Here is a 25,554-nt window from a genome sequence, read left to right as displayed (position 1 = left end):
TCAGAGAGTCGGACATCAGGCTTCAGACATCGGACTTCAGACCGCCGACAGTTGGTCGTTTCTGAAGTCGAATGTTGGCTTTGTGCGTGTTCATGTGTATTCATTCGTGGCTGATCCTCTCACCAGGGGGAAACAAATTCCCAATTTGGCCCCCGGAAGAATGTGCCAATGATGATCAGGATCACATTGGTCAGAGCAAAGATCAGAAACAACGTGTTCGGTAACAACCGCTCGCGGGCAAACCAGCGACCCACGCCGCGCACGCGACGATCAATGTAGGGAACCAACAACAAGATCAGCACCTCGATGGTTGGAATTCCCACGCCGCCCCAGAAAGCTGAGTAGCTGACCATCTCTTGCAGGCCGAGAAAGTACCACGGCGCTTTGGCCGGGTTCGGCGGGTGCTGCACATTAACCGGCTCTTCCAACGGCGCGGCGAAGAAAAACGAGACGACCAGCACGCCCGCCACCGTCAAGACGAAGACGAACAATTCAGCCATGAACAGATGCGGCCAACTGAATACCGAATTGTCCGGCACGTTGCCAATCGTGGTGAAGGGGCCGCGTACCAACCCTTGGATACCATAGCGTCGCTTGACGACGCCCATCATCCCGGTCGTGGTGTCGCCTACCGGTGCGCCCACGCCGGCGGCCAACGTCGCCGACGCCGGCTCAATCTCCCTGACGGGTTCATCAGTCTGTGCTTGCGACTCAAACAATTCGGTGTCAGCCTCCGGCGGGCGGGAGAGGCCGCCATCTTTACGAATGCGCCAGAAGTGAACAGCCACCAGCAAACTGAGGATCAATGGCAGCACCGCCACATGCAAGACGTAGAACCGTAGCAGCGCCTCCTGACCAACCGTGTTGTCGCCAAGCAACAGGAATCTGATCTCCTGGCCGAACACGGGCGCGTAGGCAGCAATGGACGTGCCCACCGTGATGGCCCAGAACGCCAGTTGGTCCCACGGCAACAAGTAGCCAGTGAAACTCATGAACAACGTCACGAGGAAGAGGAGCACCCCGATGACCCAGTTGAACTCGCGCGGCGACTGATAGGACCCGGTGAAGAATACACGGCACATGTGCAGGAAGACGGCCGCTACCATCCCATGAGCCGACCAGCGGTGCATATTGCGCAAGAACGTGCCAAACGCTACCGAACCGCGCAAATCCAGCATCCGGTCATACGCCTGCGTGGTTGACGGCACGTAATAGAACATCAGCAGAATGCCGGTCACCGTCAAAATCAAGAACAAGAAGAAAGAGATCAGTCCAAGTCCGAAGGTGTAGGTCGGACGGAGTGTGTGCCGATGAACCTTGACAGGATGGATGTGCAAAAAGAAATTGGTGAAGCTCGTTTGTGCGCGTCCCAAATCAGATGATGGCAGCGGATGACGAAAGATCGAGTCCCAGATGTTGCGGGGCAAATCCTTCAGCACACCAAAGAGACCGTTGCGACGAACTCTCTGAACCATGATCGTCCCCTTTCCGTCAAACTGTGATGTAAGTTCCCGGTGGCACTTCTGTGTCTTTATCAACTTCCAGCTCGCCGTTGGGCGCAAGGTTGACTTGATACCAGGGCAACGGCTTGGGCGCGGGTCCACCTGTCACGTTGCCATCTTGATCGAAGCGCGACCCATGGCAAGGACAGGCAAAGCCCGTCTCTGAGGCAGCCACGATGCACCCCAGATGTGTGCACGTCGTGGAAATCGCCGCCAGCCGGTTGCCTTCGCGCACGATACAAACGCGCTTGTCATCAATCGAGATGCGCGTGCCGGGCGGGAACTCTTCCGGCCTGCCGATCGGAAATCGGTTCGGCTCGCCGTAGGTGGCTCGCGGCTTGATGAAGATGAGATTTGAAAAAATGCTGATGATTGCTGACCCAACCAGTCCGACGCCACTGAGCCACGTCAAAAACCGGCGACGCGTGGTGAGCTCGTCTTCAGCGGCGGTTGGTTTATGAATCGCTTTCTTGGTCATGCTCATCGTTTCGTTCCTCCCTCGATGAATCAACTAGCTCTTCCACATCTGACCAGAAGACCTGATATTTGACATTCTCCAAATCGCGGAAGTAGTCCTTGTTCACAGCAAAGATGAAGACACAGATCGCCCCAGCGCCCATGAACAAACTGGCGGCAATGGCAATCCAGGTGAGTTCCATGTGCACCTCTCCTCATCTCTGCCAGTTATCATCACGACATATCTGATTGCCATGAGCCTGACTCAACGGGTCATGACCGTGCCGCTCAACCATTGCCCGGCGCGCCGCTGCCTCAGCGGCCAGCTTGGCCAACGAGGCGCTCTTCAGGACATTGACCAGAGCCGCCTGCGCCTCCGCCCATACCGAGTGCGCCGGACACCACAGGGCGCGCTCGCAGGAGTCCTTTGAGATGAGGCACAGGTTCAGTTCAATAGGCCCTTCGATCGCTTCGACCACATCGAGCAGTGAGACGTTCTCGCTGGCAACGCCTAACTGGAACCCTCCTTGTGTTCCCCGGCGAGAAAAAATCAATCGCGCTCTGACCAATCGTTGCAGCACCTTTGACATAAAGCTCTCAGGCACACCTGCCGCCTCAGCCAATTCGTCGCGCTTCACTCGCGCGCCCTTGGGGAGACTGGCTAAGTGAATCATCACTCTCACCCCATAATCGGCGGCACGTGTCAACTGCATCGTTGCTCCTTCACTTTTTTGCTTTCGGTAGCTGCTGGGCAAGTCCTGTGCCGAAACGTTTGGATTTTTCGGCGCCTGGTTAGGACGAACCAAGGCAACGCTAGATAAGCGCTTCGTTGTTGAGCAATTGGAGTCAATTAGTCCGATTTGTCTACAAAGTTCTTCAAGCTCAGCTCGGCTTCACGAGATCGCGTCAGGTGGGGAATTTTGCCAACTAAGGTGGGCAAATGCCACACGCGGGCCTGTCGTCGCTTCGCTCAAAATAACTCTCTGCTGGTTACCCGACAAAAAGAGCTATGACAGCCTCCGGGCAACCGGTTGACTTGTCCTCGTGCGAAAATCACTAGGAGCGCGCGCCCTGCCCCCGCGGGGGAAATTCGAAGCACGAAATCCCAAATCCGAAACGTTTCGGATTTCGATCTTCGGATTTCGGATTTCCTAATTGCAAGGGTGCTCCCACGTTTTCATCCATCGTGGCGAGCCTCCGCCCATGGGCGATCCCTGTCAGAATGTGGCATAGGCGTTCCCGCCTGTGCTTCATTTTCATGCTTCGTGGCATGCAATCGCATGGGGACGGTTCCTGCAATAGACATACGCTCCCGCGTTGGTTCTGCGTCAAGCGTGGGTTGGTACGCCGGCGCATTGTCGCAAAAGCGTCACAGGTCAGTGAGATCACATGCCGTAAAAACTTCTACTTCCTCGCTTGCGCTCTTGATGAACGTCTCGCTTGACTTGCCGTTGCTCGCGCATTATTCTAGCGGGCGTCGAGGAAGGGGATGGGAGGAAGATAAGTCCACATCAACGGAAACGCACAACCCTCATATCCTGCTTCCGAGCTTACATCAAACACGAAGGAGAGTAAGTTATGAGTTCTATCATGGATATGGTTATGGAGCAATTGCAAAGTGGCGGTGTGCAACAGCTCAGTCAAATGCTTGGCGCAGATGAAAACAGCGTCGGCAGCGCAGTTTCAGCCGCTGTGCCGGTGTTAATGCAGGCGCTCGCCAATAATGCGTCGAATCCCGATGGCGCTTCGTCGTTGTTTCAGGCGCTGGATCGTGATCATGATGGCAGTATCTTTGACGATATTGCTGGATTCCTTGCCAATCCACAGGCCGGCAACGGCAACCCCAGGGCTGGTAATGGCGCGGGCATCTTGGGTCATGTGCTCGGCGGTCATACCGATTCTGTCGCCGCTGGTTTGTCGCAGGGAACAGGCCTCAATGTTGATACGGTGAGCCGCCTTCTTCAACTGGTTGCCCCAATCGTCATGGGTGCGCTGGGCAAGAGCGTGCGCCAAGAGGGGCTGGATGCTAATGGATTAGCTTCCATGCTAGGTGAGCAGACGCAAGCAGCGGCAGCGCAATCGTCGAATTGGTTGGGATTGGTGAGTAGCTTTTTGGATGCGGATAAGGATGGCAGCGCGCTGGACGACGTAGCCGGTTTGGTCGGCCGATTTTTCAGTAATCGCTAATTTTTCCGAGGGCGAACGACGCTCCTTCCGCAGAGAGGTTTTTTCAAGCGGCGGCGGCAAAGCCCGTCGCCGCCCGCTCTTATTGAAGATGGAGTGGATCGAGCTCTCGGTGTGTCTGAAATCCTGCTTGCTTCGGCTGATGAGTTTGATAGAATAAGCGCGGCCCGGAAGAAATTAACCAGTGGAGGAAACCATGTGCAGGAAAAAACTCTATGCGATTCTGCTGATTGTGCTCTTGAATGTGCTCGTTTCCAGCATCGTTACCACATTTTTGAATAACCAAAGCGTTAATTCAGCCAGCGTCGCGCTTGTACAAACGCCGGGCGCCACTGTCGCAGCAAGAGACGAATACACAGTTCGATCAAATGACTTTGAAGATATTCCCGGCATGGTGGTCAATACGCAACCGCTGCCGGGCGGCGACCTGATCATCATGTTTTCTGCCGAAAACTTTTTGACGATTACCAGCACCGCAACCTCGGTTATCACACGGTGTTTGGTTGACGGTGTGCAAGTTGAGCCTGGCGAAGTCACGTTGCGGAATTTCCTGGTTGGTTTCAATCAGAACGAGACGCGCAATAGCACGCTGGTGTTCATCGCACGCAATGTGGGTCCTGGCGTCCATCAAGTTCGCATTCAAGGCCGTCGGGCTGGGCTGTCTGGTGGCATCACAATCCGCGAGCGCACATTGGCGGTCATCAATGTGCGGTAACCGGCGTAAGAGCGTGGCCTGGCTTTCCGTCACTCAAGGCAATGAGGATTGACAAAGCTCGCTCAAGGCGATGACCATTGACAAAGCCGATTGCCTCTGGCAGCATTCCTCTTCTTGTTATTGGCGTGCACTCGTCAATGACATTGCTTGACAAATCGTAGAGGAGAAAGCAAAGACCTATGGCAAGACGGATGTCAGCACGGACAGTGCGATTGACCTGTCCCAAGTGCGCCGCCATGTTCACGGTGGTGGCCTACATTGCGCAGGGCGTTGATCGGGAATCATATTACCGGGAGCGAGCTGCCCAACATGATTGCGCTGAGTATGCCAAGCGCATGGCCACTGTCGGCACGGGCGTCAAGAACCCGTTGAAGGCGTCAAAGGCGGCAGTCAAATCACGCTAGATCGGTAGTAACACAATCCTCAAACTCGGAGGCATGTCCGAAAAATCCTTCGGGCATGCCTTTTTGTTTGCTTGAAGAGCGCATGTCACCGCTTTCTTCATCGGCTTGTTCCGATCAACAGGCGGCGCCGTTGAGCATGATGTTTCAAGAGTGAAACTTCCATTGCGCGAGCGCCGGCGCTCACCACTTCGGCGGTTCGGAAAATCTTTTGATTATGTATTTCCCGACGTTACAGTTGCTCTCTTTTGGTTTGAGCCAGGCGGTACGGATGGATATGCGTTGACCGACGGCACAGCGGTTGCAGTGATGATCAAATCGCTCGCCGCTGGAGGCCGGCAGCCGATGCCGAGAACGGGCATGAGCCATCCAGTGATTGCCAGGCGAGGCCAAGGCGCCGAGCGCGCCCAAGGCGAAGAGCGGATAGGAATTTGCCTCATGAGAGCACGGCAGATCTTCACGCTACAGCGGATATTCACACGAGGAAATGTCGTGTGGATCGGACTGACCGTTGTCATGTCAGCGGTTGTCTTTTTCGACGCCTGTTGGCCGGAAGAATTCGACGCCCCGGCTCAGCAGGTCGAGCCGTCGCCGATGCTTGAGCAGAAGCCTTCCTGGGCAGTTCCACTGCAAAAGCAAGCGCCAGGCGATCCCTTGGAAGACCTAAGGCGATATTATGATGACTTGGTGAGAAAAGAAGACTTTTCCCGACGTCTCACGTTCGCCATCTTGTTGCCGTATTTGCCGGCGGGAACACAGATGAGTTCAGGCTACCGTAGCCCACACGATCAGCTCGATGTGATCTACGAACTCGCGCGACGTTACAACCATGCTCGTCCGTCCGATGCGATTGCGTTGCCGCGCCGTGATCAGATGCGTCTGGACGATCCGGATTCATGGCTGCCGACCCTGATGGGATTGCGCGCGCGCGGTTACATCGTAAACGCGCCGACCGGTACGCCACATGCGACCGATCGAGCTGTGTTTGATCTGGCTGGCGCCGATCTGGCCGCCATTGAAGCTGGCTGCCGACAGGCCGAGAAAGAGGGCGTGGTCCGATTCCGGCAAATCCTGCGTGAGCCGGTCAATCGCGCTGTCCATGTTGATGTGTTGAGCATTGATCCGCGCGCCCTGCAGCGGCTTGCCACGCTCAACGCGCCGGATCACTCATTCATTGATCCAACGACCCTCACGAGCGAGGATCAAAGACAGCAAATTCTCTCTGACCTGCAACAGAAGCATGACCGTGAGCCTGATCCCCAGAAGAAAATTGATTATGACCGGCAGATAGGACTTTTCCTCAATCCGGTGACTGATGCTGAACGGATTCAGGCGCTCTGGGAAGAAATTTTGCAACATGAACTGGAAGTCAAGCTGCGGCCGATGAACCAACGTGCCGGACGACAACGGTGATTTTCTGCTGAAGCCGTCAAGCGTATGCCTGAAGACGAAAAAGATGAACCAACGTGCCGGGCAGCAACGGTGATTTCCTCCATAGCGATTTTCAGTTGTGTCTTTACCTAGCAGCGCCCGCTGAGACGCAGAGACGGCTCGCCGTGGTCGCCCGCAACGAGACGCCAATCCGTTTTGAAATGAGTCTTTGATTCGCGCTTCCCGGCTCCTGTCTCCTGAGTTCTGGATGCTTTCGTTCCGTCGCAATCCCTCATCAGGACGTTGGAGGTCCCGGCTCGCTCAGCGATTCAGCGACCGCTACCGGCTGATTTGTTTGTTTGATACCGAGTTGATTCATGATCTCGGGCAGATTCAATCCGAGGGCTTGGAGCTGCTGCAACAGGTTGAAGATTAATGCCGGGGCATTGTTGGCGAATCGGGTCACGCCGCTTTGTGAAGTGGAGCCGTTGCCTTGTTCGATCACGATGACCTTGTCAATATTGCCCAAGGGAGCGGCCACCGCGCCGAAGATGCCGGTGGAAGCCTGCAAAATGCTCGGCAATTTCTCCAAGATCGTTTGCAATCGCGCAGCCTCATTGAATTGCTTCCAGGCATCAGCTTTCTTCAGAATCGCCGCAGCCTCGGCCAGGCCCTGCGCTTCGATGGCTTTGGCCTGTGCCAGGCCGATCGCTTCGATCTTCGCCGCTTCAGCTTTGCCTTCGGCCTCAATGGCTGCCGCGCGGCCCAGTCCCTCTTTCTCCAGTCGTTCTTGCTCGGCTTCAGCAATGGCGATCAACGCTTGTTTTTTGCCCTCGGCTTCTAAGATAGCCGCTTGCTTGGCTGCTTCGGCTTTCAGGATGGCTGCATTTTTCTGCGCTTCTGCCGGTCGTTCCACCGTGGCTTCCAGCTCGCGGGATTTTCGCTGGACTTCTTGTTCCTGCACGCCGATTTGTTCCTGTGTGCGAATCCGTTCGACTTTGACTTCCTCGGCCACGACTGCCTGTTGAGCTTGTGCGCGAGCCAGTGGCCCGGCCTGCTCAGCGCGAGCGCGCTCCGATTCGATTTCAGCCAGATACCGAGCTTTCTTGATTTCCAAGTCACGTTGAGCTTGCGCGATATTGGCCTCTGCTTCCAATCGAACCTTTTCTCCCTCTTGGTAGGCCAGCGACGATTTGATTTTCGCGTCACGGTCAGCCTCTGCCTTGCCGATTTCAGCATCACGTTTCACTTCAGCCGTCCGTTTTTTGCCGAGCGAATCCAGGTAGTCGTGTTCGTCGCTGATCTCTTGTATGGTCAGCACATCCACGCCAATACCCATGCGCTCCAGGTCCACTGCGGCTTCGGAGGTCAACTTCTGCGCGAAGCTCTGCCGGTCGCCGTTAATTTCTTCAACCGTCAACGTCCCCAAAATAGATCGCAAATGACCTTCCAAGGTTTGGAAGATGACCTTGTGCATTTCATCTTGATCAACGCCGAGAAACCGCTCGGCCGCTGCTTGCAGTGACACATCATCGCTCTTGATTTTGACGTTCGCCACGGCCTTGACCGACACCGGCACGCCCATCAATGTGTAGGCGCGTTTGATCTCCAGCGGAATCGTTAGGACGTTGAGCGAAAGGTAATCCACCTTTTCCAAGAGCGGAATGCGCAAGCTAGCGCCGCCCTTGACCAAACGGTAGCCGACCGTTTTTCCATCGGGCAGCGTGCGTTTGCGACCGCTGAACACAGCCACCTCGTTGGGGGCTACCTTGATGTAATTGCGTGCCAGCAGCATGCCGGCGATGAGCACCGTCAAGAGGATGATGAGAACCATCATCGGAATAAATAAACTGCCTAATTCCATACATGTCCTCCCTTATCCAAAAACTCAACACAAGCGATTAGAGGGCGAGTCTTCCTTTCGGCTCTCCGTATGTCGCTCGTCGTTCGGTAGTGAAGACGGCATGTTCACGATTTATCGAACAAGCGTCCAACCGTGAACTCTGCGTCTATGACATCCGCGCGTCGCACAACGACAAAATCTGGATGAATATCATCAATGCGCACCAGCGTGCTGAATGGGATTTCGCTTCCATCATCAGAGCGAGCAATTTTTTCGATTACGGTCTCTCCCATCACGCAGCGCACTTGTCCCAAGCCATTGCGTGGGATGGTCACCGTTACCGTGGCTAATTGTCCAAGCAGATCATGCACGGAAATCTCACTGGAAGCTTGCTGCGAATAGAGGAACCGACCAAATGCATAGACCAACCAACCAAGCGCCAATCCACCTATCACGCCACACAATGAGCTGACCAGCACGCCGACTCCTGCGTAGGTGGCGATGGCGCCCAGCGCCCCAAACGCCGTGATGAACACACTGATGACACGGCTGTTGACGAAACTGGGACCTTCGTGCCCATGTTCGGCAATGCCGTGGCCGCTCTCGACGTCGTGGTTGAGCCCCACGTCATGCTCTCCCCAGTCGCCGATCAACAGGCTCACCAGCAAATAGCAAAAACCAAGTGCAGTGATCCCTAAGAAGATCATGAGCGGCGTCACACCGGAAAACAGGTCCGACATAGGTTTTTTCCTATTTCACAATCTATCTGATAGGGCAGCCACTGAAACGCTTTTGCCCATGTTTGCGACCTGCGTAGGGTCAAACCAGTCGAAGCACAGCCATGCCTCACGCGAACAGGCGCATTGGCTGCGGCGGGACGGGCCGAGCGGTTGCGTCAACAACCCTTGCTTGTGCTTCTCCCTATGTTCGGTGATTCCAATTTCAAGATTCATCTTTGAACCTTCATCGTTTCGTCAATGACATTCACCGCGGTTGGCGAGCAGCTAGCTTGAGAATCTTCACGAGGTGCTCTTCAACCGTGCCTTTCGGCGTTTCAATGATACGCCCGATTTCACGACCTGCAACGGAGACGACGAACGTGGGCACCCGCTCGATGTGCCGCCACTGAGTTGATCCGCCGGGTTCTTGCTTGTTCTCATCCACTGCTACGAAGCTGACAGAGAAATTCGGATTGTCAGCCTGTTCTATCACTTTGATGAAGCTGGGCACATGATCTCGGCTATCGCTGCACCAACCGCCGTAGAAAACTTCTATGGTGACAGGAGCAGAAAAATGGCGAAGAAAGTCAATGGCTCCACGCTTTGGTTTGTAGCTGACGACCCGTTGGCGATATTCAGGATTAAACGTCATGACTTCGTCCTGACTCAACGGGCCGACCGGATAAGCTTTCTCGCCAGGCTTGGTCTGAGCCGAGCTAGACGCCAGGTTCCAGCTCAATGCGCTAACGATCAGCAAGGCGAAGAGTATGTTGTCCGTCATCGGCTTCCTCATGCTGATAGAATCACGCAAAAACGATAGAACATCGGGTGGTGAAAGGTCAAACGGCGGCGCGTGACGGCGCGGGGAATCGAACAGCTTCAGTTACTGCGCTTGTTGCTCGATGACAGGCGTTGGGCGGCTGCTATTGCCGGCTCGGTCTACCGCTACGATGCGATAGAAGTAAGTTTTTCCACGCACAGTCGTCTCATCGCGGAACGTGATGCGTGTGTGAATCTGAGGATTTAATTTGATCCATTCAGCATCGGGCGCGTCAGCTCGTTCCGCGCGGTAGATGTTGTAGCCGGCCAGGTCCGGTTCATTATTGGCTGTCCAGAAGAGGCTGATGACGGCGTTGGCTGAACCGGCTGTAAGCCCTTCAGGGGTTGCCGGCGCGAAGTGATCGCGTGGCATGTGGGAGACGAATTCGGAGTCGTCGCTTTCGATGATCTCGCCCGTGTGACTCCGCGAGATGGCGCGGACGACATAAACGTACTCGCTGCCATACTCAAATTGCCGGTCGAGAAATTCGGTTGAGGGAACGGGCGTGGTCCCATTGAGCGGGAGGCCCAGTTGGAGCTGATTTGCTGTTCGACGGTAGACATTGTATCCCAACACAGAAGCCGGCGTGGAACCGTCAATATTGACCGCTGGCGCTGTCCACGATAAAGCGATGACGCCTTGCGCTTGATCGGTGGCGACGAGCCCTTTGGGCGCGACTGCGACGCTGCCCACCGGGACCGCATGAACGATATTGGATAGCGCCGCGCTTTGCCCGCGCGTGCTGACATAACGAATCGCGTAGTAGTGGCGCCGATTGAAGTGCGTCAGCGGGCCATCAGCAAAAAGCAATTCAGCGCCGGCGGCCGTGCTCCGTAGTCGCGCTTCATCTACTGAACCGATGAGTGAGGCTTGGGTAGCAAACTCTTCTTCGGTGAGCGCAGCTTCGGTTGAGCTGGCCGACTCGATCACGCGGTAGACGTCAATGCGACTCAGGTTGAACCCTAGTGATTCAAGGGTCTGCGCATTGGGATTAGGCCATCGTAACACAAGCAAGGGACCACGCTGGAAGATGGCCAGTTCTCGAGTACGCAGTGGCAGCCGCGGCGCTGGCGGCAGCGGGTCGCCAACTTTACCGCAGCCCGATAAGCAGAGCACAGAAAGCAGACCATAGACCAGAGACCAATAGCTCTTCCATCGCAACCGGTGTTGGACTGAGCGAGTGCGGTGACGACGACACAAGTCCTCTCCCGCTGTGTTGGAGAGGCCTGAGACTTGAAAACTGAGAGCTGAGATTTGCGCGTTCACAAGATGTACCGACTCAAATCCTGATTCTTCGCAATATCGGCCAGTTTTCGGCGAACGTACTCGGCATCTATCGTCTGTTCTTTGTTCTCCAGGTCCGGAGCCTCAAAGGCGATGTCTTCGAGCACTTTTTCCATGATCGTCTGCAAGCGGCGCGCGCCGATATTTTCCGTCTGTTCATTAACGGCAAACGCAAACTCAGCCATTGAATCAATAGCGTCGTCGGTGAAGTTCAAGGTGATACCATCGGTTTCAAGCAAGGCTTTGTATTGTTTGATGAGTGAATTCTTGGGCTCGCGTAGAATGCGCTTGAAATCGTCCACAGTGAGCGGGTCTAGCTCGACGCGGATTGGGAAGCGGCCTTGTAATTCAGGGATGAGGTCTGAGGGTTTCGACACGTGAAACGCGCCGGCGGCAATGAACAGAATGTGATCAGTGCGCACAGTGCCGTAGCGTGTGCTGACGGTTGTGCCTTCAATCATGGGGAGCAGGTCGCGTTGGACGCCTTCGCGTGAGACATCGGGTCCGTGGCCGGACTCACGTCCGGCGATCTTGTCAATTTCATCGAGGAAGACGATGCCCGATTGTTCAACCATCTCCAGCGCCTGACGCGCCACCTGGTCCATGTCAATCAGTCGTTGTTCCTCTTCTTGCAGCAGGTATTCGCGGGCTTCGTCAACGCGCATGCGGCGCCGTTTCTTTCGTCCGGCGCCGAAGAGGCCTGGGATCATGTCTTGAATGTTGACGTCCATTTGCTCGATGCCTTGACTGGTGAAGATTTCAAACGTCGGATAGAACTTTTCGCGGACTTCCATCTCCACCTGTCGGCTGTCGAGTTTGCCCTCGCGCAGTTGCTGACGGAGTTTCTCGCGGGTGCGTTGCAGATGGTCTGCTTCGTAGGGCTCTAGCGGGGGCGTCCATGCGTCCTGTTCGTCATCGCTTTCCGCATCCTCGTCAGAGGCGCGGCGCGCGCCGCGTCGGTTCGACGGCAGCAACAGGTCGAGCAGGCGTTCTTCCACATTGCGTTCAGCTTTCTCCTGGATTTCTGCTGTTTTTTGCGCGCGTACCATGTCCACGGCCATCTCGACCAGGTCACGAATCATTGATTCAACATCGCGACCGACATAGCCGACTTCCGTGTACTTGGAGGCTTCAACCTTGATCATCGGCGAGTTGGACAACCGAGCCAAGCGTCGCGCAATTTCCGTCTTGCCCACGCCGGTCGGTCCGATCATCAGAATGTTTTTCGGCAACACGTCTTCGGCCACGTCGGGTGAGAGCCGTTGCCGCCGAATCCGGTTGCGCAACGCGATGGCTACCGCCTTTTTGGCGGCCTGTTGGCCAACCACGTATTTGTCCAATTCTTGGACAATCTGACGAGGCGTCAATTCATCAAGCATCGGCGTGGTTTCTTCGCCGCCAGTCACATAGATCACCATAACGCTTTTGGACTATAACTCCTCAAAGATGAACTGATCGTTGGTATAGATGCAGATTTGGCTGGTAATGCGCATGGCTTCTTGAGCGATTTGACGAGCTGTCAATGCAGTGTGCTCGTACAGCGCGCGAGCCGCCGCCATGGCGTATGGGCCGCCAGAGCCAATGGCAATGACCTGATGGTCTGGTTCAATCACATCACCCGTGCCCGAGAGCACCAGCGACAGTTTTTGGTCAGCGACTAACAACATCGCTTCCAGATGTCGCAGATACTTATCCGTGCGCCACGTTTTGCCCAGTTCAACGGCCGCGCGACTCAATTGCCCGCGGTATTCTTCCAGCTTCGATTCAAACCGTTCAAACAAGGTGATTGCATCCGATGTGGAACCGGCAAATCCGGCCAGAATCTGGCCGTTGTATAACCGACGCACTTTACGAGCTGTTGATTTCATCACCGTGTGATTGAACGTGACTTGTCCATCCGCCGCCATCACAACCTGACCGTCGCGCCGCACGCACAGAACGGTCGTGCTTTTCATCTGCGGCGGTTCTCGCTTCGTGAGCGACAGAGAGACGCCCTCACCCACGTTGCTTGTTTGAGAGTTGATCGTGCTCATGAGGTATAGCACTATAAAGGCGGTACGCTGAACTTGTCAAGAAAACGCTTTCCAGAAGCGAACTTGACAGGAGACAGCAAGGCCATTACTATTCGCAACCCGTTTGTGGGAACAGAGGTAATGATGCATGAAGATTTATGATGTGACGGTCACTTTATCCTCGCAAACGCCTTTGTATCCCGGTGACCCTGCCGTGGTCATTGAACGCAAACAACAGCTTGATCAGGGTGATCTGTCCAACACGAGCTATTACAGCTTCGGGTCTCATACGGGCACGCACGTGGATGCCCCATCTCATTTCGTCAAAGAGGGGATTACCGTTGATCAAATTCCGCCAGAGTGGCTCATCGGCCGCACGCGCGTGATTGAATTTGCCAGCGGCATGGCGATTACAGCCGAGCACCTGCAGGAGCATGATCTGGCCGACGTCATGCGCGTGTTGTTCAAAACCCGGAATTCCTACTTATGGGATAGCGGCGAGTTTGTGCAGAAATACGTCCACTTGACCGCTGATGCGGCTCAGTACTTGGTGGAGAGCGGCATCAAAGTAGTCGGCATTGATTACCTCTCTGTTGATCAATATCCCTGCGAAGAATTCACAGTGCATCAGACGCTGCTCTGCAATGGCGTCATCATCATCGAAGGACTTAACCTGCGCGAGGTCGAGCCGGGCGATTACGATATGTTTTGTCTGCCGCTCAAGATCAAAGATGGCGATGGCGCGCCGGCGCGCGTCCTGCTGCGTGCATGACATCCGGTCTCATTTGACGAGTTCTACTGTTCCGACTGATTTCAACGGCTCAGCTAACTCAGCCGCAGGGCCGATGACCACAACGTGGGCATTTGTTGTCGAGAGAATGTCAGAAGCGACATTCTTCACCTGTTGGAGCGTGATCTGGTCGAGACGCTGCTGAAATGCCACGATGTAATCCCGTGCCAGGCCGTACAATTCGATGTCCTGAAGCTGATCGGCAAGTTGACGATGAGTTTGCACCTGAGCCGCGACGTGTGTGGCCAGTGACGATTTTGTCGCGCTCAGCTCCGGCGCAGAAATCTCCCGCGCCCGTTCCAGCATTTTGAACAGATTGGTCAGGACGGTCGGTCCCAGTCGCGCCGGCGCGTTGGCTGTGATCGTCACTGCGCCGGCCAGTCGGTGAATGTTCAGCGAGTTTGTGATCGTCACTTGCTCCGGCGCAAACGCATTGGCGGACTGCTGCAATAGTTGGACTAGCGCCTGATTGAGCAGCACCAGCGGAAGATAGGAGTCGGCATCACGCCCGCGCGTCAGATAGCCCACACATATAGCCGCTTCACGCATCTGGGGACGATCAAACAATTTGATCTGAATGCCAGTCGGTGGTGTCGGCGCGACAAATGTGCTGGGCACAACCTTGCCTTTTCGCATTGCTCCGAACGTCGGTCGAATTAACTGCATGACGGCTTGAGCAGACACGTTGCCGACAACGGTCAGAATCGAATCGTTGGATAGATAGAACCGTCGGTGATGGCGTGATAAGTCTGCCGGGGTGATCGTCTCATACGTGGCGGCTGTGCCTTCAACCGGTCGCGCGTATGGGTGACGCGCAAAAATGAGCTTCATACATTCGGCTTGGGCTTGCGCCAGTAGGCTCTGATTGGCCTGCCGCAACTCAGCCAATCGTTGTTGCTTCACTTGCGTCACATCGGTTTCAGGAAAGACCGAGCGCGTCAGAATCTCGGCCAAAATAGGGAACACGTAGGGTAGATTCTTGACCGGCGTTTGGAAGGTGAAGCGGGTCATGTCTAACGTGACGAGAACATCCGCTTTGGTGTCAAGTTCCTGAAAGAGCTGCGAGAGCGGCCGGTCATTGACGGTTTGCGAGCCACGCAGCACGAGTCGAGCCAGCAAATCCGCCGAGCCTTCCTTGCCAACAAGATCGAAGGCAGAACCTTTCTTGATGGTGAACCCGATCACCGCGTCCGATGGACCGGGTCGCTCGACAATCAAGATTTGCAGGCCGTTGAGCAGGCTATCGAAATAGACCGGCGGAACAGGGGGACTCTTCTGAGATTGTGACGTCTGAGACGAGTCTTGACCGGCTGCATGCAGGCTTGGACTGACCACACTGGCAATCAGAATCAGGCCGACAACCAAGTTCTTCATCATGGTTGCTCACTCACACGAAAATGAAGCGAAAGTGTAGTGGCAAGCCACAATCAGTGACAAGGGACAAGTTGCTCGTTGCTTGCCGTCCAGGTCAGTGTTGCTGTCATCGTTGTTCGTGACAAGGGGTAAATTGGTCGTTGCTTGCCGTCCACGGGGGAATTTGCTAGGCTTTAAGTGAATCATTGACCGGAGGAGAAACATTATGTATTGCCCCAATTGTGGACGACAAGCAGCGCCGACCCAGCGGTTTTGCAAATCATGTGGCTATAATCTGGCGGCATTAATGCAAAGCATGAGCGTTTCATCCAGCTCCTCTCCGGCTTCAATAGATGACATCAGAGAGGAACGTCGTCGGTTAGAGCAAGCACGTCATGGCCTGCGCACGGCGTTCACCGGACTTGGATTGGCGCTTTTCTTCTTGTTGTTCTTCAAGAGTTGGGCATTTGCTGCCATCGGCCTTATTGTGCTGTTTAAGGGGCTTGGTCAAATTGCCAGCGCGACGCTCTGGGCGACGCCGAAACGTACACTGGAATTTCGTTGGCCAAGAGAATCACATGTGACGCCCCTGCCGACGCCTCCACAGATTGCGACCCCAACATCGTATGTGGAACCGTCGCCGCCCGTGAGCGTCACCGAACACACGACGCTGCGGCTAGACCAACCAAACATCAGTTTGCCACCGGAGCGCAACCGAGCTGTCGAATGACGGACTTCTGATGTCAACATGGACGTGGCGTCAAGTGGCGTGAGGCCGCCCTTGACGCGAGCCGTCGAGTAACGAACTTCGGATGTCGATCGTATACGCTCAGGCCTAGCTTTCCATGATGTGGCTCAGTCTGAGGCCGAGCGCCTGATCTAGGGTTGTTGGAATTCATACGCGCCAATGTCCACTGCTCTTCCAGCCCGTCGCGGGTTCCCGGCAATATCGGTTTCTGGCAAGCCCTGGACACTGTCATCGCCAGCGTCAATGACAGGCGAACCAGCTTGGACACCATAGTTGCCATTGAGCGGAGCAACGTAGCGTGGATCGCCCGTGATGTTGCCATTCGTGCCCACAATCATAATCGGGTCTCGATCAACTAGGTTGTTACGCGCCGTCAGTTCACGCGGACCGCGACTAGCCGCTTGCTGCGTGAATAAGATGTCAAATGGCCCACCTGAACCCGATAGGATATTGTTCACAAGCAGAACAGACGATCCACCCGTGTTTAGCGCATAGAGGATGGCGCAAACGGCGTTATCGGCCACCGTGTTGTTGATCAGCGTAAAATTGTGGCGCGTATTGCTGGTGCCGACCAGTTGGAATCCAAAACCGGCATTCGGATTGAACGTGCCGCTATTAAAGATGAGGTTGTTGATGATCGTCACCGAGCTGGTCACTCGGGGCGTCGGATCATCCTGCGGCGTGAAGGTGCCAATGGCAATCCGACCAATGTCAATGAAGCGATTGCGGACCACTGTCGCCGTTGAGCGAACCAGTTGAACACCGTCAGAGAACTGACCGTTCATTGGGCCGCCACGAAACGTATTGTTCCGAATCGTTGCCGTGGCCACATTGACCTGAATGCCGGCGCCCAGCAAATCATCAAATGTGTTCCCTTCAACGACGACGTTCGAGCCATTGAGCACTGACATGCCCAGACCCGCTCGATTCGTGCCAGTGCCCAGTCGCCGAAATATGTTGTTGCGGACTGTGCCGGTGGAATTATTGTTGAGGATCACCCCAATGTCGTTGAGCGATTCAAAGACGCAGTTTTCGACCGTCAGGTTGGTCGCGCCTGGGCCGGGGCTGGCTGTGATCGCATCATCACTGCCACTCGTGAATCGGATACCGCGAATCGTCACACCATTGGTCCCGCTGACATCCAGTGTATCCAGTGTGTCAGGCGCGCCGGGCCGACCGGAAATCGTCGGTGACTGCCCTTCGGCTGCTTGCAGCGTCACATTATTCTTGGCCAGCCTTAAATGCTCCGGATAGTCGGCGCTATCCATGATCAAGATCGTATCGCCGGGATTGGCCGCGTCAATTGCTGCTTGAATGGTGGTGAACGCCGCTGCGCCAGGCGTTTTCGACACAGTCAGCACCGCTTGAGCTGCTGATGGGCTTCCATCGAGCAGCATCCACATGCAAAGTAACATGAGAAATACTCCAGAAACCATCATGGTAGATTGTTTCTTCATAGTGCCTCCTCAGGAATGTTTGCCCGCCGGGTCAGGCAGCCGTGATAATAGTCCATTGCGTCAGCAAAGACAAGGCAACTTCCTTCAGGGTCCTTAGTAGGTGGACAAACGTTCTGGGACATTTTGGGGGACGGGTTGGAGGGACGGGACGTTGTGGAGTGCGGTGACGTGTCACCACTTTCCGGCCAAAGCTGCGACACGTCGCAGCACTCCAAAAACGCCACGAACTTTTGTCACGTTGCTTTGATTAAGGCGATTCCTCTGAGCGCGGCGATGATGCCCGTTGAATCGGCTCACGCCAGTGCTGGTGTAGAAGATGAAGCATGACAAACACGACGATGGGAGCCAGTTGAAACAACAGCCGGGCAATGGCGCGGCTCTCGTAGAACGCGCGCTTGATATTGCTCACCGGCGCTAGTGACACGACCAGCATATCCGCTGCCAGACAGCCAAGGATGATGATGTAGAGGTATTTGATCGCTGTCTCTCGGATGAATCGCCATTGTTGCAGTGAGAGAACGAGCCACAGCACCCAAATCAGTCCCCAGGAAAAAAGATTGACCGCTTCCGATAAGAAAAATCCTATCACTGACGGCGCGTTTTGCCCAAGACGAATGATGGCATCCATGTTCCATTCGAGCCGCGCCACAGCTTGTTCAACCGGCAGGTGTTGACGGAACCAGAGCCAGGGGCCGATCAGCATGGCCCAAATCGAAGCGAAGAGAAGCCACGCACGCCACCTGTGAGTGTGACGATGATGAAAAATGAAGAAGGGAAGCATTGCCAGAATGATTACCGAGAGCGCCAGTCCTTCATTTTTGGTGAATGCCGCAGCGGCGCTGAACACAGCCGCGCTGATGAGCTGAGCGGCTTCTGCGTGAACGAACCAGCGATACAACGCCGTCAGGCTCAATAACGCAAAGCAGGCTAGCGGCAAATCTGCCAGTCCGCCCAAAATGGCGCTTTTCTTGCCGCCAACTAACACGATGCGAAACACGCTCTGGTAGTAAATGAATGGCAGCGAGAGCAACAACGCGCAGCCAAGCAGAGCCAGTGGGCGGGGGAGCCACAGTCGAGCGGTGGTATAACTCGCCAGTATGAGCAGCCCGAAGAAGAGCCCGACAGTGAATTTGATCGGCGCTGCGTCGAAGCGCCCGAGCATGAGCGCCGCCAGATGCTGTTGTAACGGCCAACCTAACGGGTACTGCGGTCGTGGTTGAACTCGCGTCAGGGCGTCAGCTTGATCCAACAAAGATTCGGCATAAACAGTTTGTTCGTGATACAGCACCTGGGCTTTGAATCCCCACGTGGTGACAGCATCCCACACGTCGAACGGTTTTGACATGGCCAACAGGAACGCGAAAAGCACGCTGCCCGCGATGAGTGTCAGCATGGCTTTTTCCCATGATGAGAGTGGAGCAATCCGTGCCTGAGCGTTTACCAAGGGCCATTGCTTCCAACCGACAACCAGTGATAGCGCCATCAAAGGACTTAACAGCAATAACACGTGAGGTGTTGTCAACGCCACACCGGTGAGTGCCAGATTGAACATCAACAGTGGGGTCAGAGCTAATCCGAAGCCAAGCGTCAGCGTGAGATGATGGAGCCGGGGCAATTCAGCGCGCCGAAAAATCACTTGTGAGAGGCCATGACCAACCAGGAGAATCGTTGTTGCATACAGCAGGAGTTGAATGGCCGTCTTCACAGCGATGGTATCGTTCCTTTGCCTGAGAAGCTCGTTGTGATCGTTACGCCGCTGGAGTGCCGCGTCGTTGATCGGCTACGCAAATGCGCGAACCAGCTTGCTCGGCGTGGCTGGCTGTGTCACAGCGCCTGCCACGGGCTGTAGATCGAGTCAGCATCGTCCGACTTTGCTAAGCACTTCAGATGTCGCGATTGCTTACTTGGCTAAGCATTTCAGATGTCGCGATTGCTTCACCGCGTGCCTGGCGACCCATTGCTATGGCTGAGAAAACTGCAAGATGTAAAGTCCTTGATCGCCGGCTGCCAGGTAAGCCACATTGCCACGCACCTGCACGTCAATAGTCGCTACCGGTGGGATCGTGAATGATCCGATTTCCTTTGGCTGGCTCAGTTCGGCAATATCCACTACGCGGAGCCCGGCCGTATCGGCCACGTAGACGAGTGTGCCAACTAGCGCCAGATTTCGCACGCTTGCCGAGGTGAAAAACTGCCCGGCTGCGCGTGGCTTGGTTGGATCAGAGATGTCAACAATCCGCACGCCGTTTCGTAGATCAGCAATGTAGACGGTGTCGCCAGAGATGGCCACGCCGACCGCATTGCCGGCGCGGCGAAGATCAACCAAGCCTGTGGGCTTGGTTGGGTCGCTCACATCAACAACCTGTAATGAGATGCCATCAACGACTGCGACGCGTGTTCCGTCAACAGCCACATCCAAGGCGCTGCTGGGCGTGCTGAACGATCCAACTTCGCGCGGGTGATCAGCATCGCTCGCGTCAACAATGCGCAGTCCGGACGAGCCGGCCGCCACATAGACGTAAGGATGGGAGATGGCGACCGCGTGCGCCGTGCTCTCGGTGTGCACAGAACCGCGCCGCCGAGGATTGCTGGCGTCTGAGAGGTCATAAATTTCCACGCCGGCGAGCGTCGCCACATAGGCCAATGATCCCGACAGAGCGATGTCCCTTGGCGTTGACGAGACCGTCACGCTGCCGATGATTCGCGGCTTCGTCGGATCGCTTGTATCGAGGATGGTTAGGCCATTTGTCAGGTCCAACACATACGCTCGCTGCTCTGCCAGCGCAATGCCAGTGACAGCTCCCGATGTCGGCAATTGGCCGACTTGTCTGAGCTCGCTGACTTGGCTGATGTCAAAGATGTGAAGACCAGCTCCTGATGTGGCAACATAAGCGTTTGATCCGCTGAGAGCGAGGCCGTAGGAAAAATCTGGCAATGGCCATTGTCCAAGCTGGCGTGGTTGAGCGGGGTCACTCGCGTCAATCACCATGAGCCCGGCCAATTCATCCACCGCGTAGACCCATGAACCAGTCACGGCCACGTCGCGCGCGCCCACCGTGGTGGCCGAGCTGATGAATCTCGGCGATGTCGGCGCGCTCACGTCGGCGATGTGCACGCCGCCGAATTCGTCGGCTACATAGGCCGTGTTGTTGACCACGGCGACATCGTGTGCTTTGATCGGCCGATCAAAAATGCTGAGCTGTCGTGGTTGGGCTGGTTGACCGACATCCAGCAGCAGCACGCCTTGAAAACTGGCGCAGACAAAGAGGATGTTGTTGCTGATCGTCAGGCCAAGCACTTGATCCGGCATCGCCCGCGACGCCAGTATGGCAGGTCGTTCCACATGACTGACATCCACCACATCAATGCTTCTGGTTGTGCCGATGTAGGCGGTGCTACCGCTGACGGCAACGGCTTGCACAGGCCGTTGAATGGCTAGAAATCCGCGCTCTCGAGGTGAGGTTGGATCGCTCACGTCAACGATACGCAGACCGGCTTCGCCGGACGCCACGAAGACCAACGAGCCTGACGCCGCGATGTCCAGCCCCGGACCCGGTAGAAACAGATGCGAAAGCAAACGCGGATGCGTCGGATCGCTCACGTCGGCGATGATCAATCCGGTGCCCGTTGTAACGTAAGCGTAGCGGCCTTGCACGTGCACATCAAACGCCGGGCCGGGAAAGACGCGGCTCAGTAATTGAACATTCCTCGAACCAAGCTGTGCATGGACGGTTGTCTGAGCCAACACCATCAGGCTGCACAGCAACGCCTGCAATCGCGCGAGTGGATGATTCACCATAATCAAAGCTCCTCCTTATCAAGGGCGCCACGTTTCAGGTCTTTCATTGACAGCCGGGCTGAGGGATTGTACCTGCCCTTATCCGGCTTTTCAACAAGTTGACCATCAACGCGGTTTTTTCAGCATGCGTTTGAGGTTCCAATCGCCGGAATGAATCGGGCGAGTTGATTGCCAGTCAAACCAGCGCCCAAACGTGGTTATCATTTCACTGGCCTTGGTTGGATGGCTGGCGATGAGATTGCGTCGCTCCTGTGGGTCCTCGGCCAGGTGATATAACTCGAATGTGTTGCTGACAATGTCATACATCAACTTCCACGACCCTTGGATCATCGCCCAAACATAGAAATTTGGTTCGGGTATATTGCGCGGCGTCTCGCTGATAATGATTCGTGGCTCGTTGAGCGAAGGCGATGCCAAGTCAATGCCTTCATAGGCTGACGGCACAGCAATACCCGCGAAGCGCAGCACGGTTGGCCCGATGTCAATCAGCCCGACAGGTTGCTCAAAGCGAGCCGGCAGCAGACCCGGATAACGCATGAGCAGCGGAACCCGAATCTGTTCTTGATAAGGGCGAGAGCTATGTTCTTGTTGCCCGTGTTCAAAGAAGGCTTCACCATGATCCGATGAGATGATGACCAACGTGTTGCGCCAACGCTGCGTTTGATCAAAGTACTGAAACAGGCGACCCAACGCCCGATCAGTATAGGCAATTTCGCTATCATAACGATCCAACCGACTTGAGCCAAAATCGAATTCTGTGTAGCGACGATACGGATAATGCGGCTCCAAATAGTGAGCCCAGATGAACTGCAGCCCGGCTGAGTCCGGGCTATTGAAATAATCAATGAGCGCATCGGTGATTTCGTCTGCCGACCATTGTCCAAGCTGATCTTCGTGCGCGTGCACGTTCATGCCCTTTAGCAGCGTTGGTTTGTAACGCGCCCATGTTTTGCCCCGCAGCCATTTCTGCATGCGTTTGGCGCTGAACGAAATCGTTTGATAGCCATGAGCAGCCAATAACTCAACGAAGGTTGGACGATCCTCATCGAAGATGTCCTCTCCATAGGCCGAACGCAACATGGATGCAAACGAGTGGCCAGTATTTGTGCCTTGCGCATAAGCGTAGACGAACTGTTGGCCATGCTGGGTGAATCGGTCTAGGTGAGGGCTGGTCGGTCGCGTATAACCATAACAACCCAGATGATCAGCCCGCAGGGCGTCAATGGTAATCAGCAGGATAGTCGCCGGCGTGGTTCGTGGTTCGTAGTTCGTGGGGCGTGATCCGCGATCCGTGATTCGTGGCTCGTGGGTCGTGGCTCGTGGGTCGTGGCTCGTGGCTCGTGGCTCGTGAGTCGTGAGTCGTGAGTTGTGCGTCGTTTTCCGACCCGCGACCGCCGATTCATTTGTCTTTATTCCCAATCCCTGGTCCGTAAGGTTCAGGTCACCGCCCAGACAATTATCGTCGAGGCCGTTGTTCGGAATTTCGGGAGCCAATGGATGACGGGCTGCATTGCGGTTGTCACAATCGCCGCCGCCCAGTATGGCAGCAAAACCATCACGGTCAAAATCGGTGACGGACTGGAGCAACACGAGAGTTCGTCGCGCCAGCACGCTGCGACTCCAGAACAAGGCTCGCAGCGACGGATCATCGCTCAGTTGGACGAGCGCCCAGCACGCCAGCCCCAGTGTTAAGAAAATTCCTATGGTAGCCCATCGGCGCTGGCGTTGTCGCTCTATCCTGCCAAACGTGAAATACAAAAGTGCGACTGTCAAAAAGCTCAAGCCGAGTTGCAGCAAGAAAAGCGGCAGATGAACGGAACGATCATACAGGCTGAAAAAGTAGCGGGAATCCACACTGTAAATGCCCACGGTCAACGCGCCTAAGATCAAAGCCACTACCAAGCGTTGCGCGAGCGACAAACGCACTGTTTGAAGAGCCCGACGACGTAGAACCCAGCGGATGGCTAGTCCAACCAGAACAAGAACGACACAGAGAATGATGAGAGGGTGAGCTTGCATCCAATGAAACACTGACTTGGCATACTCAAAACCGTCGGGGAACAAGCTCTGCACCCGATCTTTCATGAGCGCTGAGACACGGCGCCCCACTGCCATGAACGTGGGGCGTAAAACAATAGCCATGGCCGCTGCGCCGATGCCAAATAGAATCATTCTGAGGCCAGCAGAAAGCCACCGCTTGGCGATGTCGGTCGGTGAGATTTGATTCTCCCAACGGCGAAACGCAGCCCAAGCGGTGAGCGTCACGCCAACCAGCGCGCCCATCAGCGTCATGCTGATGACTGTTGGTGATAGATACGCGAGAAACCGCCAGCGTTCTTGATTGGTTGTGAAGAACGGAGCGACGCTCCGGTGAAGATCAAAAGCTTCCACCAATGTCAGCAGAAAACCTGCTCCACAGCCGATGAAGACGTAATCAAAGAAGCTAGGTGTGGTCGGCTCAGGGAATGCCCCGGTCGTCTTACCGTTCAGGCCCATGCTGCGATGGCATCTAAGGGGTTCCCATATCCAAATCAGGGCGATACAACGCGCCCGTTTGCAGCGCCATGATACAGGGAAGCGGAGGGCGACATAGCGCGCGTGGTCCAAAGCCGCCCCACACAATCATCTCGCGGCCTGTCCAGATGGCGCAATGCAGTTCCCGATCTGAAGGCACGCCCATCATGCTGGTGGATCGCCATTGATTCGTCACCGGATCATATCGTCCACCAGTAGAGAGAAACGCTGCGCCGCTGGAACCGCCCCACACAATCATTTCCCGGCCAGTCCACACAGCAGTGTGGTTTCCGCGCGCCGTCGGCGCGTTGTTTGTGGTGATCGCAGTCCATGTATCAGTTGTGGGATTATATCGCGCACCATCGTTGAGTGCTCCACTGGCGCCTCGGCCACCCCAGATGATCATTTCTTGGCCGGTCCAGATGGCGGTGTGCTCCGTTCTGGCTGCTGGCGCATTCATCAGGTTTGTTGCTTTCCAGGTATTTGTCCGAGGGTCGTAAACGCCGCCCGTTTGTAGCACGTCCCTATCGCCGACGCCGCCCCAGACAATCATGAATTGACCAGTCCACACAGCCGTATGAGCCCGGCGTTCGGTTGGCGCATTCGTCAAGGTGACCTCGCTCCAACGCTTGGTGATAGGATTGTAACGGCCACCTGACTTGATGGAGCGGGCATTATTTTTGCCACCCCAAATGATCATCTCTTGCCCGGTCCAGACAGCCGTGTGTTCCTGCCGGGCTTCCGGCGCGCCAGTTGTTCCAACCGGCTGCCAACTGTCCAGGGTCGGGTTGTAATGTCCGCCGTCGCCAAGCACACCTCGTGTGGCATTGCCGCCGCCCCAGACAATCATTTCCGTGCCTGTCCAGATAGCCGTATGATGAATCCGCGCATCAGGTACTTGATCTTTGTTTTTGTTCGTGTCCATCCACGCGTCAAGAATAGGGTTGTACCGGCCGCCGGTTTTGACGCCGAAACCGGCAGAATTAGCACCACCCCAGACGATCATCTCTCGCCCTGTCCACACAGCCGTCGGCTTTTGGCTAGAAGCCGGCGCGTTATTCGCATTAGTCGGTGACCAACTCGATGTCTGAAAGAGGCCTGAAGATACTGAGGGGCCTGTTATAAAAACACCTGCCGCAAAAATCAGAGGAAAATAACCACAAATAAAAAAAGCAGTCACCTGACTGCGAATCCAAGAACCCATACAACCTATGTATACAAGCAAACTCTAGCGTCCGTCCCGATGGCTTCCCAGTCTTACAGACCTAGAAAAAGTTCAAACGGAGACAAACCTGATTGGACAAGATAGCCGTACACGAACTGGAACAGATAAGCCCCTGCGCCGACGAATAAGGCCGCCGGTCCGCCCATGACAATAAGGACAATAATCCCGACGTAGGGCAGCAGGGTATTAGCGAACCCTAACACAACGCTGGGGAACACTAGCCCTAGAGTCACCAGATATTTCATATTACCTCCGAACTAAAGGGTCGAGGGCCCAACGAAGATACGCAAACCTCACCCATGATTATTCGCAGGTCACCCCCCTCTCGTTACTTCTACCGAAGGAGGGTGACCAGACAGTA

Annotated in this window: 23 protein-coding genes; 6 read left to right on the top strand and 17 right to left on the bottom strand. The window is 55.4% G+C overall.

The window, feature by feature from the left end:
- Nucleotides 1–119: 119 nt before the first annotated feature.
- Genes NZ823_16085 through NZ823_16070 form a run of 4 tightly spaced genes read right to left on the bottom strand, consistent with a single transcriptional unit; the run spans nucleotide 120 to nucleotide 2,671 of the window.
- The gene (locus NZ823_16085) at nucleotides 120–1,475 is read right to left on the bottom strand and encodes a cytochrome b N-terminal domain-containing protein (GenBank protein ID MCS6806646.1); all 1,356 of its coding nucleotides are present in this window, start codon (nucleotides 1,473–1,475) and stop codon (nucleotides 120–122) included.
- A 16-nt stretch (nucleotides 1,476–1,491) separates the two neighbouring features.
- A complete protein-coding gene (locus NZ823_16080; GenBank protein MCS6806645.1) occupies nucleotides 1,492–1,986 on the bottom strand; it encodes a Rieske (2Fe-2S) protein in 495 nt (164 codons plus the stop codon).
- Complete coding sequence (locus NZ823_16075; protein MCS6806644.1) at nucleotides 1,958–2,161, bottom strand: hypothetical protein; 204 nt, start codon at nucleotides 2,159–2,161, stop codon at nucleotides 1,958–1,960. Before NZ823_16075 ends, NZ823_16080 begins: the two co-directional genes overlap by 29 nt.
- A gap of 12 nt (nucleotides 2,162–2,173) precedes the next feature.
- Nucleotides 2,174–2,671: an Rrf2 family transcriptional regulator gene (locus tag NZ823_16070; GenBank protein MCS6806643.1), complete on the bottom strand. Its 498-nt coding sequence runs from the start codon at nucleotides 2,669–2,671 to the stop codon at nucleotides 2,174–2,176.
- A gap of 865 nt (nucleotides 2,672–3,536) precedes the next feature.
- Here NZ823_16070 and NZ823_16065 point away from each other — a divergent pair.
- From NZ823_16065 to NZ823_16050, 4 genes are all read left to right on the top strand, one after another.
- Complete coding sequence (locus NZ823_16065; GenBank protein MCS6806642.1) at nucleotides 3,537–4,145, top strand: DUF937 domain-containing protein; 609 nt, start codon at nucleotides 3,537–3,539, stop codon at nucleotides 4,143–4,145.
- A 193-nt stretch (nucleotides 4,146–4,338) separates the two neighbouring features.
- Nucleotides 4,339–4,857, top strand: a complete 519-nt coding sequence (locus tag NZ823_16060; GenBank protein ID MCS6806641.1) for a hypothetical protein — start codon at nucleotides 4,339–4,341, stop codon at nucleotides 4,855–4,857.
- Between the two features lie 179 nt (nucleotides 4,858–5,036).
- The gene (locus tag NZ823_16055; GenBank protein MCS6806640.1) at nucleotides 5,037–5,261 is read left to right on the top strand and encodes a hypothetical protein; all 225 of its coding nucleotides are present in this window, start codon (nucleotides 5,037–5,039) and stop codon (nucleotides 5,259–5,261) included.
- 150 nt (nucleotides 5,262–5,411) lie between these two features.
- Nucleotides 5,412–6,671, top strand: coding sequence for a hypothetical protein (locus NZ823_16050; GenBank protein ID MCS6806639.1), 1,260 nt, complete (start codon nucleotides 5,412–5,414; stop codon nucleotides 6,669–6,671).
- Nucleotides 6,672–6,924: 253 nt separating this feature from the next.
- On the opposite strand, the gene NZ823_16045 is transcribed toward NZ823_16050, so the two are convergent.
- The 6 genes from NZ823_16045 to hslV form a co-directional block, all read right to left on the bottom strand.
- Entirely contained in the window at nucleotides 6,925–8,493 is a 1,569-nt protein-coding gene (locus NZ823_16045) for an SPFH domain-containing protein (protein MCS6806638.1), read from the bottom strand.
- Between the two features lie 104 nt (nucleotides 8,494–8,597).
- The gene (locus tag NZ823_16040) at nucleotides 8,598–9,212 is read right to left on the bottom strand and encodes a hypothetical protein (protein ID MCS6806637.1); all 615 of its coding nucleotides are present in this window, start codon (nucleotides 9,210–9,212) and stop codon (nucleotides 8,598–8,600) included.
- 244 nt (nucleotides 9,213–9,456) lie between these two features.
- The gene (locus tag NZ823_16035; protein MCS6806636.1) at nucleotides 9,457–9,972 is read right to left on the bottom strand and encodes a thioredoxin family protein; all 516 of its coding nucleotides are present in this window, start codon (nucleotides 9,970–9,972) and stop codon (nucleotides 9,457–9,459) included.
- A gap of 102 nt (nucleotides 9,973–10,074) precedes the next feature.
- Nucleotides 10,075–11,277, bottom strand: coding sequence for a fibronectin type III domain-containing protein (locus NZ823_16030; protein ID MCS6806635.1), 1,203 nt, complete (start codon nucleotides 11,275–11,277; stop codon nucleotides 10,075–10,077).
- Entirely contained in the window at nucleotides 11,274–12,713 is a 1,440-nt protein-coding gene (gene hslU, locus NZ823_16025; protein ID MCS6806634.1) for an ATP-dependent protease ATPase subunit HslU, read from the bottom strand. The genes NZ823_16030 and hslU overlap by 4 nt, the downstream gene beginning before the upstream one ends.
- Nucleotides 12,714–12,725: 12 nt before the next feature.
- Complete coding sequence (gene hslV / locus NZ823_16020) at nucleotides 12,726–13,250, bottom strand: ATP-dependent protease subunit HslV (GenBank protein ID MCS6806633.1); 525 nt, start codon at nucleotides 13,248–13,250, stop codon at nucleotides 12,726–12,728.
- A 205-nt stretch (nucleotides 13,251–13,455) separates the two neighbouring features.
- Between hslV and NZ823_16015 the strand changes: the two genes are divergently transcribed.
- Nucleotides 13,456–14,079, top strand: coding sequence for a cyclase family protein (locus NZ823_16015; GenBank protein ID MCS6806632.1), 624 nt, complete (start codon nucleotides 13,456–13,458; stop codon nucleotides 14,077–14,079).
- 9 nt (nucleotides 14,080–14,088) lie between these two features.
- Here NZ823_16015 and NZ823_16010 read toward each other — a convergent pair whose 3' ends face one another.
- On the bottom strand, nucleotides 14,089–15,474 hold the full coding sequence (locus NZ823_16010) for an insulinase family protein (GenBank protein ID MCS6806631.1): 1,386 nt from the start codon (nucleotides 15,472–15,474) through the stop codon (nucleotides 14,089–14,091).
- 202 nt (nucleotides 15,475–15,676) lie between these two features.
- Here NZ823_16010 and NZ823_16005 point away from each other — a divergent pair, with 202 nt between their 5' ends.
- Nucleotides 15,677–16,180 (top strand): zinc ribbon domain-containing protein, encoded by a 504-nt coding sequence (locus NZ823_16005; GenBank protein ID MCS6806630.1) that lies wholly within the window; start codon nucleotides 15,677–15,679, stop codon nucleotides 16,178–16,180.
- Nucleotides 16,181–16,329: 149 nt separating this feature from the next.
- On the opposite strand, the gene NZ823_16000 is transcribed toward NZ823_16005, so the two are convergent.
- From NZ823_16000 to NZ823_15975, 6 genes are all read right to left on the bottom strand, one after another.
- On the bottom strand, nucleotides 16,330–17,655 hold the full coding sequence (locus NZ823_16000) for a right-handed parallel beta-helix repeat-containing protein (protein ID MCS6806629.1): 1,326 nt from the start codon (nucleotides 17,653–17,655) through the stop codon (nucleotides 16,330–16,332).
- Between the two features lie 247 nt (nucleotides 17,656–17,902).
- Complete coding sequence (locus NZ823_15995) at nucleotides 17,903–19,360, bottom strand: hypothetical protein (protein MCS6806628.1); 1,458 nt, start codon at nucleotides 19,358–19,360, stop codon at nucleotides 17,903–17,905.
- Nucleotides 19,361–19,615: 255 nt separating this feature from the next.
- Nucleotides 19,616–21,454, bottom strand: coding sequence for a hypothetical protein (locus NZ823_15990; GenBank protein MCS6806627.1), 1,839 nt, complete (start codon nucleotides 21,452–21,454; stop codon nucleotides 19,616–19,618).
- 105 nt (nucleotides 21,455–21,559) lie between these two features.
- The gene (locus tag NZ823_15985; GenBank protein MCS6806626.1) at nucleotides 21,560–23,950 is read right to left on the bottom strand and encodes a sulfatase; all 2,391 of its coding nucleotides are present in this window, start codon (nucleotides 23,948–23,950) and stop codon (nucleotides 21,560–21,562) included.
- A gap of 13 nt (nucleotides 23,951–23,963) precedes the next feature.
- Nucleotides 23,964–24,893: a hypothetical protein gene (locus tag NZ823_15980; GenBank protein MCS6806625.1), complete on the bottom strand. Its 930-nt coding sequence runs from the start codon at nucleotides 24,891–24,893 to the stop codon at nucleotides 23,964–23,966.
- A gap of 332 nt (nucleotides 24,894–25,225) precedes the next feature.
- Nucleotides 25,226–25,438, bottom strand: a complete 213-nt coding sequence (locus NZ823_15975; GenBank protein ID MCS6806624.1) for a hypothetical protein — start codon at nucleotides 25,436–25,438, stop codon at nucleotides 25,226–25,228.
- Nucleotides 25,439–25,554: the final 116 nt, after the last annotated feature.

The organism is Blastocatellia bacterium (assembly GCA_025054955.1).
Taxonomy (GTDB): domain Bacteria; phylum Acidobacteriota; class Blastocatellia; order HR10; family J050; genus JANWZE01.
Note: the sequence above shows the minus strand (reverse complement) of the source record. Positions and strands in the feature narration are given on the sequence as shown.

Coding starts and splice junctions, on each gene's coding strand:
- NZ823_16085 (MCS6806646.1), bottom strand. CDS start 1,475: ATGGTTCAGAGAGTTCGTCGCAACGGTCTCTTTGGTGTGCTGAAGGAT.
- NZ823_16080 (MCS6806645.1), bottom strand. CDS start 1,986: ATGAGCATGACCAAGAAAGCGATTCATAAACCAACCGCCGCTGAAGAC.
- NZ823_16075 (MCS6806644.1), bottom strand. CDS start 2,161: ATGGAACTCACCTGGATTGCCATTGCCGCCAGTTTGTTCATGGGCGCT.
- NZ823_16070 (MCS6806643.1), bottom strand. CDS start 2,671: ATGCAGTTGACACGTGCCGCCGATTATGGGGTGAGAGTGATGATTCAC.
- NZ823_16065 (MCS6806642.1), top strand. CDS start 3,537: ATGAGTTCTATCATGGATATGGTTATGGAGCAATTGCAAAGTGGCGGT.
- NZ823_16060 (MCS6806641.1), top strand. CDS start 4,339: ATGTGCAGGAAAAAACTCTATGCGATTCTGCTGATTGTGCTCTTGAAT.
- NZ823_16055 (MCS6806640.1), top strand. CDS start 5,037: ATGGCAAGACGGATGTCAGCACGGACAGTGCGATTGACCTGTCCCAAG.
- NZ823_16045 (MCS6806638.1), bottom strand. CDS start 8,493: ATGGAATTAGGCAGTTTATTTATTCCGATGATGGTTCTCATCATCCTC.
- NZ823_16040 (MCS6806637.1), bottom strand. CDS start 9,212: ATGTCGGACCTGTTTTCCGGTGTGACGCCGCTCATGATCTTCTTAGGG.
- NZ823_16035 (MCS6806636.1), bottom strand. CDS start 9,972: ATGACGGACAACATACTCTTCGCCTTGCTGATCGTTAGCGCATTGAGC.
- hslU (MCS6806634.1), bottom strand. CDS start 12,713: ATGGTGATCTATGTGACTGGCGGCGAAGAAACCACGCCGATGCTTGAT.
- hslV (MCS6806633.1), bottom strand. CDS start 13,250: ATGAAAAGCACGACCGTTCTGTGCGTGCGGCGCGACGGTCAGGTTGTG.
- NZ823_16015 (MCS6806632.1), top strand. CDS start 13,456: ATGAAGATTTATGATGTGACGGTCACTTTATCCTCGCAAACGCCTTTG.
- NZ823_16010 (MCS6806631.1), bottom strand. CDS start 15,474: ATGATGAAGAACTTGGTTGTCGGCCTGATTCTGATTGCCAGTGTGGTC.
- NZ823_16005 (MCS6806630.1), top strand. CDS start 15,677: ATGTATTGCCCCAATTGTGGACGACAAGCAGCGCCGACCCAGCGGTTT.
- NZ823_16000 (MCS6806629.1), bottom strand. CDS start 17,655: ATGAAGAAACAATCTACCATGATGGTTTCTGGAGTATTTCTCATGTTA.
- NZ823_15990 (MCS6806627.1), bottom strand. CDS start 21,454: ATGGTGAATCATCCACTCGCGCGATTGCAGGCGTTGCTGTGCAGCCTG.
- NZ823_15985 (MCS6806626.1), bottom strand. CDS start 23,950: ATGGGCCTGAACGGTAAGACGACCGGGGCATTCCCTGAGCCGACCACA.
- NZ823_15980 (MCS6806625.1), bottom strand. CDS start 24,893: ATGGACACGAACAAAAACAAAGATCAAGTACCTGATGCGCGGATTCAT.
- NZ823_15975 (MCS6806624.1), bottom strand. CDS start 25,438: ATGAAATATCTGGTGACTCTAGGGCTAGTGTTCCCCAGCGTTGTGTTA.